Raw genomic sequence first — 13,025 nt, 5'->3', positions numbered from 1 at the left:
GCAAGGAAAGTTTTGCCAGCCCTTGTATGCTTGGTATTAGAGGCGGGGTCGGCTATAATCGCGAGCTTTAAATTTCTAGCAGTTAAAAAGGTAGTGGTAAACAGTGGAATTTATCCGCGGGCTAAATAATGTAAAACCCCACCATAAGGGGTGTATTCTAACGATTGGTAAGTTTGATGGCGTCCACAGAGGACATCAGGCCGTACTTGCCAACGTGATGGAAAAAGCGAGCTCGCTGTCGTTACCCGCCACTGTTATGGTATTCGAACCACAGCCTGAAGAAGTGTTTACGCCAGAAAAAGCACCTGCTCGAATAAGTCCTCTGCGTGAGAAATACGAGCTGTTGAGGCAGCAGGGTGTTGATAGACTGCTTGCTGTTCGTTTTAACGCTGAGTTTGCAAAACAAAGCGCCGACACCTTTGTTCACGATTTACTGGTGGATAAACTTGGCGTTAAATTTTTAGTCGTTGGCGATGATTTCCGTTTTGGCTTTGGTCGCAAGGGCGACTTCACCATGCTTGAGGCAGCTGGCCGTCGTTATGGTTTCGATGTGGTCAGTACGCAAAGTTTTACTATGCATGCTCATCGAATAAGTTCTACTGCGGTGAGAGATGCGCTTGCGCAAAGCGACTTTAGCTTGGCAACAGAGATGTTAGGGCGCCCTTTTGCCGTTCACGGGCGTGTTGTACATGGTGAAAAGAAAGGCAGAACCATCGGATTTCCCACCGCCAATGTTATGCTCAAGCGGTTTAAAACACCGATTCATGGCGTGTTTGCCGTGCGTGTGGACATTGACGGTAAGCACTATGACGGTGTAGCGAATATCGGCACGCGACCAACCCTTGACGGCGTTCGTAACCAATTGGAAGTACATATTTTTGACCTATCGGCAGATTTGTATGGCAAACCCATAACCGTGCTGCCCATGGCCAAAATTAGAGATGAAATTAAGTTCGCTTCGTTTGAAGCATTAAAAGAACAAATACAGGCAGATGCCGCCAAGGCGCGTCTGTTATTAGCATAGTTAATCGTGATAAAGTCGCAGCGCGCATTTAAATGTAAAAGCAACCAAATGTAAATGCAACCGCATCATATAACGCCTTCGCAGTGTCACAGAGACATTGGATGAAACTTAAGGTAACCGGATAATACAATTTTATGAGTGATTACAAAGCCACATTGAACCTTCCAGAAACTGCGTTTCCCATGCGCGGTAACCTTGCTCAGCGCGAGCCGAAGATGCTTAAAGACTGGCAGGAAAAAGGGGTGTATACCAAGATCCGCGAAGCAAAAAAAGGCAAGAAGCCTTTTATACTTCATGATGGCCCTCCTTACGCGAACGGTAACATTCATATTGGACACGCGGTTAACAAAATTCTAAAAGACATTATTGTAAAGTCAAAAACGCTTTCCGATTTTGACTCGCCCTATGTACCTGGATGGGACTGCCACGGTCTACCTATTGAATTAATGGTAGAAAAGAAAGTGGGTAAGCCAGGCAATAAAGTAACAGCTGCAGAGTTTCGTCAAAAATGTCGCGATTACGCACAAAAGCAAATAGATGGTCAAATGGCCGACTTCAAACGTCTTGGTGTGTTTGGTGAGTGGAACAACCCTTACAAAACTATGGACTTTTCTTCTGAAGCCGACATTATTCGAGCGCTCAGCAAAATTGTAGACTCAGGGCATCTTGAAAAAGGGTTTAAGCCTGTTCACTGGTGTACGGACTGTGGCTCGGCACTAGCCGAAGCAGAAGTTGAATACAAAGATAAGGTTTCACCTGCCATTGATGTGAAATTTCCCGTTGCTGACAGCAAGGAAATTGCGGCCGCCTTTGGCGTTGAAGAAAGTGACTTGTTAGCTCACAACGCTGGCGTTGTTATTTGGACAACAACACCTTGGACGTTACCAGCAAATCGTGCAATTAGTTTGAATCCAGAGCTTACTTACACCATTGTGGAAGTTCAGCCGTCGAATGATTGGTATGTAGTGGCTCAAGATCTGCTTGAGAGCTGTATGACGCGTTACGGTGTAGAAGAATTCCGCGAAGTAGCAACATGTACTGGTGATGCTCTTGATAAGCTACAGGTCAATCACCCGTTTCTTGATATCAAAATCCCATTAATTCTGGGCGTTCATGTTACTACTGAGTCGGGTACTGGCTGTGTTCATACTGCCCCTGCGCACGGTGTAGACGATTTTAACGTGGGCAAGCAATACGACATTGAAGTTTACAACCCTGTTGGTAATAACGGTGTGTACCTTGAAAACACGCCGCTATTTGCCGGTCAGTTTGTTTTCAAAGCAAATGAATCTATTATCGAAACGGTTGAAGAGAAGGGGAACCTTGTCCTCAATGTTAAATACGAGCACAGCTATCCCCACTGCTGGCGCCATAAAACGCCTATTATTTTCCGTGCTACCCCTCAGTGGTTTATCAGCATGGACAATAAAGGTCTTCGTGCTGAGTCTTTGGAACAAATAAAACAAACTAAGTGGATCCCTGAGTGGGGTCAAAACCGCATTGAAAAAATGGTAGAAGGGCGACCCGATTGGTGTATTTCTCGCCAGCGTACTTGGGGAGTACCCATTCCTTTATACGTGCATAAGTTAACGGGCGAAGTACACCCACAGTCTTCTGCGTTAATGGAAAAAGTGGCACTGGAAGTAGAGAAAAAAGGTATCCAAGCATGGTGGGACATCGATGACGCCGACCTATTGGGTAGTGACGTTGACCACTATGACAAAGTAACAGACACACTGGACGTATGGTTTGATTCTGGTGTGACCCATTACTTTGTGGTTGACCGCCGAGAAGACCTACCGGCAAGTGCAGACTTGTACTTAGAGGGGTCGGATCAGCACCGCGGTTGGTTTATGTCGTCTTTAATTTCATCTACTGCAATGCACGGACACGCGCCATATAAAGAAGTTTTAACCCACGGCTTTACCGTTGATGCACACGGCAAGAAAATGTCTAAGTCTTTAGGCAATGTTGTGGCACCTCAAGAAGTCACAAACAAATTGGGTGCCGATATTCTGCGTTTATGGGTAGCGTCTACCGACTATCGCGGTGAAATAGCCGTCTCTGATGAAATTCTCAAACGCGCCGCCGATTCTTATCGCAGGGTACGAAACACCGCGCGCTTTTTATTGGCGAATATGAACGGCTTTAAAGTGGAAGATGCAGTGCCTGAGAGTGAGATGGTTGCACTGGATCGCTGGATTGTAGCAAGAGCGAAAGCTCTGCAAGACGAGTTGTTCGAGTTGTATGAAAGTTACGACCTTCTGGTTGTTACCCAGAAAATAATCCACTTTTGCTCAATTGAGCTTGGCTCTTTCTATCTTGATGTGATTAAAGATCGCCAGTACACAGCGAAATCTGACGGTATCGCCCGTCGTTCATGTCAAACTGCTATGTATCACATCGTTGAGGCACTTGTTCGTTGGATTGCTCCAATCACAAGCTTTACAGCTCAAGAAATTTGGGAAGAGTTACCAGGCGAACGCAGTGAGTTTGTGTTCACTGAGACTTGGTATAACGGTTTTAACGACTTTACTCAAAGTGATACATTCAGTGATTCACTGTGGGACGACGTTATTCGAGTGAAAGATGCGGCCAACCAAGCCATGGAAAAAGCCCGTAAAGAGGGGCAATTAGGCGGCTCACTAGAAGCAAGCATTAGCTTATTTGCGACAGATTCGCTGTTCGAAACACTATCAAGCTTTGGTGATGAACTTCGCTTTGTGCTAATCACATCTGGCGTTTCACTTGAGCGTGTAGAAGCTAAGCCAGAAGGTGCCCAAGAAACCGATGTTGATGGTTTGTGGTTAAGCGTGAGCAAAGCGAAAGGTGAAAAATGCGTTCGCTGTTGGCATCACCTTGAAGATGTTGGCTCACACGCAGGCCACGAGGAGTTGTGCGGTCGCTGCGTAACGAACATCGATGGTGAAGGGGAAGTCCGCCAGTATGCCTAATATGACGTCGTCAAAAACTGGGCTTTTTCGTGACACTGGTCTTCGTTTTCTGTGGATCAGTGTCGTCGCCTTTGCACTTGATCAGTGGAGCAAGTACGCGGTTTTAGACTCGATGAACCTGTATCAATCGATAGAAGTTCTTCCTTTCTTCAATTTAACGCATGTTCATAATTACGGCGCAGCGTTCAGCTTCTTAAGCAGCGCCGGCGGGTGGCAAAGGTGGTTTTTTACCGCTATAGCGATAGGGATCAGCGCTGTCATTTTGTGGTGGCTAAAGCAATCGCCGCGTTCACAAAAACTGCTGCCGGTGGCATTTTCATTTATTTTAGGTGGCGCCTTAGGCAATGTGTATGACCGACTTGTGCATGGCTATGTCATCGATTTTCTCGACTTCTACGTAAACAACTGGCATTGGCCTGCCTTTAATATTGCAGACAGCGCAATTTTTATTGGTGCGGCTTTACTTATCGTAGATATGCTTAAGAATGGCGATAAAAGCGAAGACAAAACACAGGCTGATAACAGCAAAACCTCTCAGCAGTAATCGGATTGAATATGACAGAATCATTGGTAATAGGTAATGACAGTGAAGTTATTCTTCACTTCGACTTGAAATTGGAAGATGGCTCTGCGGCAGACAGCACCCGCGTAAACAACAAGCCAGCGAAATTAGTGATGGGAGACGGTAGTCTTACGCCTAACTTTGAAGCGTGCTTAGTGGGTTTGAAAAAGGGTGATAAAAAAGCCTTTACTTTAGAGGCCAATGACGCCTTTGGTGAGCCAAATCCTAATAATATGCACTACATGGACAGAAGCCGTTTTGGTGCAGACCTCAAAATTGAGGAAGGTATGATTCTGGCTTTTGCGCAGCCGGATGGATCTGAAATACCCGGAATCATTCGCAGCGTCGCAGGAGACTCGGTTACTGTAGATTTTAATCATCCATTGGCGGGGCAAACTGTCATTTTTGATGTCGAAATTTTGGATGTTAAACCAGGCACGCACGCCCAAAGCGAGAATTAGAATATGCAAATTCATCTAGCAAACCCAAGGGGTTTTTGTGCTGGTGTAGACCGTGCAATTACCATAGTAGAGCGGGCTCTTGAAATGTTTGAGCCACCCATTTACGTACGTCACGAAGTGGTTCATAACAAGTTTGTTGTTGATGGACTGCGTGAACGCGGTGCTCTTTTTGTGGACGAACTTCACGAGGTGCCAGATGATAGTATCGTTATTTTCTCTGCTCACGGCGTATCGCAGGCCGTACGCAAAGACGCCACATCACGCGGTTTAAAGGTGTTTGATGCTACTTGCCCTCTAGTAACAAAAGTACATATGGAAGTAACGCGAGCGAGTAAAACCGGCACTGAGTGTATTTTAATTGGTCATGCGGGTCACCCTGAAGTTGAAGGCACCATGGGCCAGTACAGCAATGATGATGGCGGGATTTACCTGGTTGAGTCAGAAAGTGACGTTGAAAAGCTAGAAGTTAAAGATCCGTCTAACCTTTATTACTGCAGCCAAACTACTTTATCGGTAGACGACACCGCCGACGTTATTGATGCCTTGAGAGAAAAGTTTCCTGCTATCAAAGGGCCTCGTAAAGATGATATCTGTTACGCAACGCAAAACCGTCAGGATGCAGTGCGAGACCTTGCAACCGATTGCGATGTGCTATTAGTAGTTGGAGCGCAAAATAGTTCAAACTCAAATCGTCTGCGTGAGTTGGCAGAAAAGATAGGGGCGAAAGCGTATTTGATTGCCGACGCGAATTGTATCCAGAAATCGTGGTTGGAGAATGTAAATCACATTGGCGTTACAGCCGGGGCATCAGCTCCCGAGGTTTTGGTTCAAGGCGTCGTCGATCGCCTTAAAGAATGGGGCGCGGTGTCAGCGTCGGAGCGCTCAGGCAGAGAGGAAAATGTTGAGTTCGCTGTTCCTAAGGAGCTGCGCGTAAAGCAGGTAAGCTGATTATTATCTAGCCCTCAAACCTTCAAACAATGCCACAGCCGCAACTACACGATAAACTTAAAACCGCAGCAAAAAGCTGCGGTTTTTTTATGCTCTTGTCTACTGTTAATAAGCTAAAAAGAATGGATAATCATACCAATAACGGTCAAAATTATATGCCGATACTGGACATTAAACCTTTCGTTTTTTGCATCATCAGCTTAAGGAAAGTATCTATAATGCTGTTGGGTCGAGATATAAGTCGTTACAATAGTAAAGGTGAATCATTAAAAGACTATTTTCATAAAGTTATACGTTTTAATAATCAAAGATACTTAATTTGAGATTTTTTGAGTCTAAACTGCTGAACTGGCAACAGTGTGAACGACGACTAGCTGGTTAAGTAAATATAGAATCGCTAAAGGAAACAATGAAGCACGTTAAGGACAACCACATCACCTCTCAAAAAGGCGTAGGATTGATTGAGATCCTTATCACGCTGTTTATTTTAGCGGTGGGTCTGCTAGGTGTTGCCGCTTTGCAGTTTGTGGGCTCTTTTGCGAACAAAGATGCAATCAGCAGAACCCAGGCAGAATTAGTCGCAGCGCAAGTAGCTGAGAGACTTAGAGCTGCTGCACGCCCAGCCACGGTAGGTGACGGCATGGTAGTAAATAATGCCTATTTCTCCACATCGCCCTACAATTTTTCTTCGCTCAGCTGTACTGGTTCAACTCAGCCTTATCAGTGTTTTTGCTTGTCTAAACCCGCAGCTGTCCCAAATTGTGAAAATAACGAATGTTCTGAACAACAGATGGCGCAATATGACGGTTGGGCCTTGTCGTGTTCGGCAGTTCAAACTAATCCCCAAACAACAATTTCGGTAGGGTGTAATGATAACAACAGCGCCGATATATATACCTGCAGCGCGGGTTCTCGTATTGAAATTATACTATCGTGGCCAGTATCGTCATCGGGCAACCAAAAGTATACGCTAAACACCCGTTGCAACCCTTCAACAGGCACAAGCAATGCCTGTGTTTTGAAGGATATAACACTATGAATTTGCATTCTGCAAACGGTTTTCAAGGTAACAATATTGTTGCTAAAAATAAGAAGCATGCAGGTTTTTCATTGGTGGAATTAATGATAACTCTCACCTTAGGGCTAATCATTTCTGGCGCAATTATTCAGGTACTAGTAAGCAGCAGTGTAACTAATAAATTAAACCAGGCCGTTTCTCAAGTTCAGGAGTCAGGTCGATTTATAATGAGCCGGCTTTCGAAAGAGTTTTACGAAGTGGGGCGTTACGATTTAATCACTGCAAATATAGATACATCGGTGGATATTGTCGCTGAAGCTGCCTATGTGCAAAACAATTCGGTAGCTCTGGCCGGAGATTTTATCAACAATGCTACTCTCGGCACCGTTCAAACGGGCAGTGGAGGAAGCGACAAGCTAGTCGTTAGCTTACTTGGCACGAGTGACTGTACTGGTAATCGTCACGGTTATCCTGTCGATACAGAATTCCACGTTGTAAATCATTATTTTGTCGTGGGTAGCGAGCTTAAATGCACGGGGTATGACGGCCGCGTATTGCGAGGACTTAAGTCTCAAACTGTGTCTCCTATTACGGTGACATTGTTAGATAATGTTGAAAGCTTTCAAATACAATTTGGTGTATCGGACGAAATAATGACGTCGCAGGGGCAGGCTATTTCTTATGTTACTGCTGATCAATTAGCCAACCTGCGCGCGAGTAACCAACTTGTGGTCTCATTGCGTTGGGCACTTATGCTTAAAAGCTATCAAAACGAGGTCAGGCAAACTACCGCACAAAAGTTTGCACTACTTAACGAAGCAGAAAAAACCATGGACACCGCACATTATTATCAGGTCTTCTCTAAAACGTTAGCGCTTCGAAATATGAAAAACTTTGTCAGGAGTTCACGATGAAACAGCATGGTTTGGTAATGGTATTCGCGCTCCTAGTACTTCTCTCAATTACGGTACTGGGTGTGAGCGCTGTAACGAGTAGTTTATCTCAGTCAAAAATGGCTATGTCGATGCAGCAAAGCGGTTTGGCTTTTGATGCAGCTGAATCAGCCATAGCCGGCGTGTTTTTTGAATCTGAAGACGAAGTGCTATTAGCAGACGATACGCTAACAGACCCGCTTTCGGAAGCGCGACAGGGAACAATATTCGACCCCGATGTTGATGATATGAGTTGTTTTGATGAAGGTGATTGGACCGATAGACACATGACAGCAGGGGGCCTTACTACTGGCAGCAGGCATGTAACGTCGGGAAGCTATCAATCTTCTATGAAGACGAAAAGCTGGTCGAGAACAGCGTTTATTAGAGAGCAAGCATGCCGCGGGTCGAGCAACGTCATTGGCGGTAGTAACGTGAATTGCCATGTTTTTATTATTAGAGGGTGTGGAAAAGTGACAGGGAAACCTACAGTAGTAGCAAACTCGCTTGCCGCTTCGGTTTTTGGTCCGGCATCTCAATAGGTAGCATTATGAAAAAGTTAATAAGTTATTTAACATCAAGCGTTCTGTTTAGTTGTATCGGTTTTTCTGCCCTAGGCGATGATCTGGATATCTACCTCGGCAATGCTGATAGTGCTGTTACTTATAATCCGAATGTGCTCTTTATTATGGATTCTTCGGGAAGTATGGGAAATTACGATGGGACAACTCAATCTCGTATGTTAAGAGTACAGAATGCACTTAAAAATGCATTAGGATCTGCTACCAACATCAATGCAGGACTGATGCGCTTCTCCGATTACGGCGGACCCATTCTTTATCCGATAAGAGATATCGACGATGCGGTAAAACCTGAAATTGTGCTCTCTACCGGTAAAAACAACAATGATGCCCATGAAATTGACGGCTCAGTCACTACAGAGTCAAATGAACTGATCTTAAGTAAAGGTACTAACACAGTTACATCAGGCTTGCGCTTTGATGGTCTAAAAATTCCCCAGGGAGCAAGCATAGTAAGCGCTAATATCCGTTTTACTTCAGAAGGTTTTGATATAGCTGATACTTCTTTAGTAATATCTGCAGAGGCATCTGCAAGCGGGTCTGAATTCTCTGCTTCTTCAAATAACCTTTCATCCCGTGTTAAAACCGCGGCCAATGTAGAATGGACAACAAACAACAGTTTTCCAACATCAGGTGAAGTGGTTACCACGCCGGATATAAGCAATGTTTTGCAAGAGGTGATTAATCTTTCAGATTGGTGTGGTGGAAAAAGTATCAACATACTGATTGAAGGTTCAAGTATTAACCCCCTCAGTGATAGAAAAGCACGAGCGATTGACGAGGGGTTGAGCGGCTCTCCTCAACTTGTTGTATCTTATGACGATACTACCGCTACAGGGTGTACGCAGGGTGAAAGTGTTTACCAAGTAGCATCTCAAGGAGAGAATTACGAGGAGGACACGAACGGTTACCCTAATACTGGGGATGTATTGTCGTTTAGCAATCTATATAACAGTTATATTGCGGTACGCTTTAATAACATAAATTTGCCTCAAGGTGCAGAAATAGAAGAGGCATTCATAGAGTTCAGTGCTTACGATACGACCACAACTTCAAATGCAAGTATGCAAATTCGCGGCGTCGCTCAAGATGACGCAGCATCTTTCCCTAATACAAATGGCAGAAGAAACAGGAACAGAGCTCAATATACATTGAGAGATCTCCCGAAAACATCGGGCTTGGTTTGGTCAATGCCCAGCTTTTACAGCTACAGTGATTACCGAACCCCTAATATTAGCAGTATATTAAAGGAAATAGTCGATCGTTCTGGTTGGCGACCTGGAAACGATATGGCGTTTGTTTTTGATGATTTCCAAGGATATCGAGGAGCATTCACTTATTCTGGCGAGGCGTCACTTGCGCCTCGATTAGTCATCAAATACAACGGTGCAGCAACGCCCGGGGCCTCTTTCACTGTGCGTGAACACTTGATGAGTAAAGTGGACGAATTAAGTGCAAATGGTCTTACCCCGATAGTTGATACACTCTATGAAGCAGCCAACTATTATGGCGGCAATGCGGTGGATTACGGGCTGGAGAGAGGGAAAAGTGATGTAAGTAGCACTGTCAGAAGGAGCACACGAGTCAGCCACCGTTCCTCTTATATCGGTGCAGATCCCATTCGACCCTCTGGTTGCTTGGAAGATAACTTGTCTGACAGTAACTGTATCAATGAGCGTATACCGGTAGGCGCCAGCTATATATCGCCAGTATCAGACCTTCAATGCCAAACTAATAACCATATTGTGTTGCTTTCTGACGGTGAGGCAAATAACAATCACAGTGTAAATAAAATACAGGCTCTACTAGGTGAAAGCTGTACCGGTAGCGGCGGTGAAAAATGTGGACTTGATTTAGTGCGTAATATTAGTGAAGCAGAGACCTCTGTCATTGGTCCCCGCGTTATTACTCATACCATTGGTTTTGCCGCGAACAGTACGGCAAATAACTTTTTGAATCAACTTGCTGTTCAAAGTGGTGGTGGTTTTTATCAAGCTGATAATAGTGCAGATTTGTTAGAGGCATTCAATACGATTTTACGCTCTGTTAAGGATATTAATGCCACATTCGTCTCACCCGGTGTGGCGGTGAACCAGCTAAACCGTTTAACTCATCGCGACGAGCTGTATTTTGCACTGTTTAAGCCCAGCGAGGGGGCAATATGGCCAGGAAACCTAAAGCGCTATCAACTTAGCGGGGACAAGGTACTAGATCAAAATGGCAACAGTGCTGTTGATAGCGTGACAGGATTCTTTTCCGAAAATTCTCACAGCTATTGGTCAGTATTAGCCGACGGCAAAGATGTGCGTGAAGGGGGAGCCGCGAGCAAACTCTCGTCAGAGAGAAACTTGTATGTTTTTGATAGTACAGGCGCCATAGTTCGAAGTGCCAATGAACTGCACGAGCGCAATGAATCAATCACAGAGTCGGATTTAGGGATTGCAGATGAAGATGATGCAGAGGCCCTTAGAGATGTACTTTTAAAGTGGGCAAGAGGAGTTGATGTAAAAGACTCTGATGGTGATGGCAGCACAAGCGACTTTGTGCCTAGAATGGGCGACCCTATTCATTCTCAGCCTATTATTGTCAACTACGGTGAAAATGACTCTGCAATATTTGTGGCGACCAATCACGGTATGATTCACTCCTTTGATACTGAGACCGGCGCTGAGAATTTTGCCATTATGCCCAAAGAGCTGTTACCAAATCTTGATCATTTCTATAAAGATCTCTCGTCGTTTAATCATAAATATGGAATAGACGGAGATATGGTTCTGAGAACGGTGGGAAGCAGCACTTATCTCTATGTCGGCATGAGAAGAGGTGGCAGAAATTACTATGTTTTCGACGTTACTCAGAAAACGTCACCAGTACTAAAATACAAGATTGAAGGTGGCGCTGGCGCATTGGCTAAGTTAGGTGAAACGTGGTCAAGACCTACCATAACAAAAGTAAAAATGGGTGGTTCGGTTAAAAACGTTATGATTGTCGGAGGCGGTTATGATAACGCTCAAGATGACAGAATGGTAAGAGCGAGTGACGGCTTCGGAAACGCTGTATTTATATTTGATGCCGATACTGGAGCACTTCTATGGCATGCCAGTAATGAAGGGGCCGATTTAACTATCCCTTCAATGCAATACAGTATTCCAGGGCGAATCTCAGTTATCGATAGAGATAACGATGGTTTAGCCGACCATATGTATGTGAGTGATACGGGTGGCCAACTTTTCCGATTAGATATCTATAACGGTGAGACTGGAGCAGAGTTTATTAAAGGGGCTAGACTGGCTGACTTTGGTGGCGATACAGCAGAGTCGAATCGACGCTTTTACTACGGACCAGATGTCACAGAAATAGCGTTGCGTGATGAACTTTACTATGGTGTTGCCATAGGCAGTGGTTGGCGCGCTTCTCCACTTGATACAGTGGTTGAAGATAATTTTTATATGCTAAAAGACGATGGAGTTTTCAATCGGGATACCGATGGAGACTACACCTTTATGCCGACCGTGTATGAGAGTGACATGTACAATGCGACGAGTCATGCGTTAACCAGCAGTGTCGAATCGGAAAGAAAAATTGCCGCTCAAGATTTTGCCAATAAATCAGGGTGGTATCTGAATTTGACAACCGGGGGAGAAAAAGTTCTTTCCTCACCGCTCATCATTGATTATAAGGTTTTCTTTACAACCTATGTTCCATCTTCTAGCAGTACAAGCGCATGTGCACCTCCTACTGGGAATAGTAGGGCGTATCTAGTAAGTATGTTTAATGGTAATGCACTGACCGACTTAAACATCAACGGCATTCTTGATAACGACGATCGCTCCGCCGATCTGAAGCAAACAGGTATTGCGCCAGACACTAAAATTTTGATTGAAAATATCATTAGCCCAGTGGTTTGCTTGGGAACAGAATGTGTTTCTGCGGTAATTGAGGTTGATGAAGACGGTAATGATAAAGCGTGTGCTTCTGAGTTTGAATGCTTGGGTCAAAATATTTATGGCAGGTTTGAGCGCATTCAGCGGGGCAGTTGGCATTCTGAAACAGAGCGAGAGCAGTGATTGTGAGTAAACAAAGCCAAAAAGGTTTTTCATTAATAGAATTGATGATTGTGGTCACCATTATTGGCATTATTGCTGGTATTGCGTATCCGTCTTACCAGGGCGTTATTGCAGATGGCTATAGAGGGACTGGACAGGCAGATTTGCTTGCATTTGCTGCTGCTATGGAGCGGCATCAAAGTGGTTCATTCAGCTACGAAGGCGCAGGAAGCGGCGGCAGTAATACTGGGGCGCCCGCTATTTTTGCTACTTACTCACCGTCATCTGAAAATGCGGCGAACAAGCGTTATAATTTAACTATTGTCGCTGCCAACGCAACCAGTTACGAACTCAAAGCAACGCCGGTGAGTGGCTCAGGTCAGGCTAGCGATGGCGCATTATTCTATTTTAGCGATGGACGCAAAGGGTGGGACAAAAATAATAACGGCTCTCTAGATTCGGGAGAGTATTGCTGGTCTTGCTAAAAGTACTGTCTTTA

Annotated in this window: 10 protein-coding genes; all 10 read left to right on the top strand. The window is 44.8% G+C overall.

Translation table 11 applies throughout. The annotated features are described in order from the left end of the window. Positions 1–103 precede the first annotated feature (103 nt). The 10 genes from ribF to GTW09_RS08200 all read left to right on the top strand — a co-directional run bounded on the left by ribF (position 104) and on the right by GTW09_RS08200 (position 13,011). Positions 104–1,024 (top strand): bifunctional riboflavin kinase/FAD synthetase, encoded by a 921-nt coding sequence (gene ribF, locus GTW09_RS08245; RefSeq protein WP_163111502.1) that lies wholly within the window; start codon positions 104–106, stop codon positions 1,022–1,024. Positions 1,025–1,158: 134 nt separating this feature from the next. Then, positions 1,159–3,978, top strand: coding sequence for an isoleucine--tRNA ligase (gene ileS / locus GTW09_RS08240; protein WP_163111501.1), 2,820 nt, complete (start codon positions 1,159–1,161; stop codon positions 3,976–3,978). Beyond that, the gene (lspA, locus tag GTW09_RS08235; RefSeq protein ID WP_163111500.1) at positions 3,971–4,522 is read left to right on the top strand and encodes a signal peptidase II; all 552 of its coding nucleotides are present in this window, start codon (positions 3,971–3,973) and stop codon (positions 4,520–4,522) included. The genes ileS and lspA overlap by 8 nt, the downstream gene beginning before the upstream one ends. 11 nt (positions 4,523–4,533) lie before the next feature. Then, on the top strand, positions 4,534–5,001 hold the full coding sequence (fkpB, locus tag GTW09_RS08230) for an FKBP-type peptidyl-prolyl cis-trans isomerase (RefSeq protein WP_100972558.1): 468 nt from the start codon (positions 4,534–4,536) through the stop codon (positions 4,999–5,001). 3 nt (positions 5,002–5,004) lie between these two features. Further along, complete coding sequence (ispH, locus tag GTW09_RS08225) at positions 5,005–5,949, top strand: 4-hydroxy-3-methylbut-2-enyl diphosphate reductase (RefSeq protein ID WP_100972548.1); 945 nt, start codon at positions 5,005–5,007, stop codon at positions 5,947–5,949. 409 nt (positions 5,950–6,358) lie between these two features. Then, positions 6,359–6,988 carry a prepilin-type N-terminal cleavage/methylation domain-containing protein gene (locus tag GTW09_RS08220; protein ID WP_163111499.1) on the top strand — a complete coding sequence of 210 codons (630 nt, stop codon included), beginning with the start codon at positions 6,359–6,361 and terminating at the stop codon, positions 6,986–6,988. After that, positions 6,985–7,881, top strand: a complete 897-nt coding sequence (locus GTW09_RS08215) for a PilW family protein (RefSeq protein WP_163111498.1) — start codon at positions 6,985–6,987, stop codon at positions 7,879–7,881. Before GTW09_RS08220 ends, GTW09_RS08215 begins: the two co-directional genes overlap by 4 nt. Then, positions 7,878–8,441 carry a pilus assembly PilX family protein gene (locus GTW09_RS08210; protein WP_163111497.1) on the top strand — a complete coding sequence of 188 codons (564 nt, stop codon included), beginning with the start codon at positions 7,878–7,880 and terminating at the stop codon, positions 8,439–8,441. The genes GTW09_RS08215 and GTW09_RS08210 overlap by 4 nt, the downstream gene beginning before the upstream one ends. 8 nt (positions 8,442–8,449) lie before the next feature. Further along, positions 8,450–12,547 carry a PilC/PilY family type IV pilus protein gene (locus GTW09_RS08205; RefSeq protein WP_163111496.1) on the top strand — a complete coding sequence of 1,366 codons (4,098 nt, stop codon included), beginning with the start codon at positions 8,450–8,452 and terminating at the stop codon, positions 12,545–12,547. Beyond that, positions 12,547–13,011, top strand: a complete 465-nt coding sequence (locus GTW09_RS08200; RefSeq protein ID WP_071981305.1) for a type IV pilin protein — start codon at positions 12,547–12,549, stop codon at positions 13,009–13,011. Before GTW09_RS08205 ends, GTW09_RS08200 begins: the two co-directional genes overlap by 1 nt. The last annotated feature ends 14 nt before the right edge of the window (positions 13,012–13,025 follow it).

Origin of the sequence: Alteromonas hispanica, from assembly GCF_010500915.1 — a bacterium.
Classification (GTDB): Bacteria; Pseudomonadota; Gammaproteobacteria; order Enterobacterales; family Alteromonadaceae; genus Alteromonas; species Alteromonas hispanica.
The sequence above is the reverse complement of the archived record's forward strand: the minus strand, read 5'-3'. Positions and strand labels throughout refer to the sequence as shown.

Coding starts and splice junctions, on each gene's coding strand:
- ileS (WP_163111501.1), top strand. CDS start 1,159: ATGAGTGATTACAAAGCCACATTGAACCTTCCAGAAACTGCGTTTCCC.
- lspA (WP_163111500.1), top strand. CDS start 3,971: ATGCCTAATATGACGTCGTCAAAAACTGGGCTTTTTCGTGACACTGGT.
- fkpB (WP_100972558.1), top strand. CDS start 4,534: ATGACAGAATCATTGGTAATAGGTAATGACAGTGAAGTTATTCTTCAC.
- ispH (WP_100972548.1), top strand. CDS start 5,005: ATGCAAATTCATCTAGCAAACCCAAGGGGTTTTTGTGCTGGTGTAGAC.
- GTW09_RS08220 (WP_163111499.1), top strand. CDS start 6,359: ATGAAGCACGTTAAGGACAACCACATCACCTCTCAAAAAGGCGTAGGA.
- GTW09_RS08215 (WP_163111498.1), top strand. CDS start 6,985: ATGAATTTGCATTCTGCAAACGGTTTTCAAGGTAACAATATTGTTGCT.
- GTW09_RS08210 (WP_163111497.1), top strand. CDS start 7,878: ATGAAACAGCATGGTTTGGTAATGGTATTCGCGCTCCTAGTACTTCTC.
- GTW09_RS08205 (WP_163111496.1), top strand. CDS start 8,450: ATGAAAAAGTTAATAAGTTATTTAACATCAAGCGTTCTGTTTAGTTGT.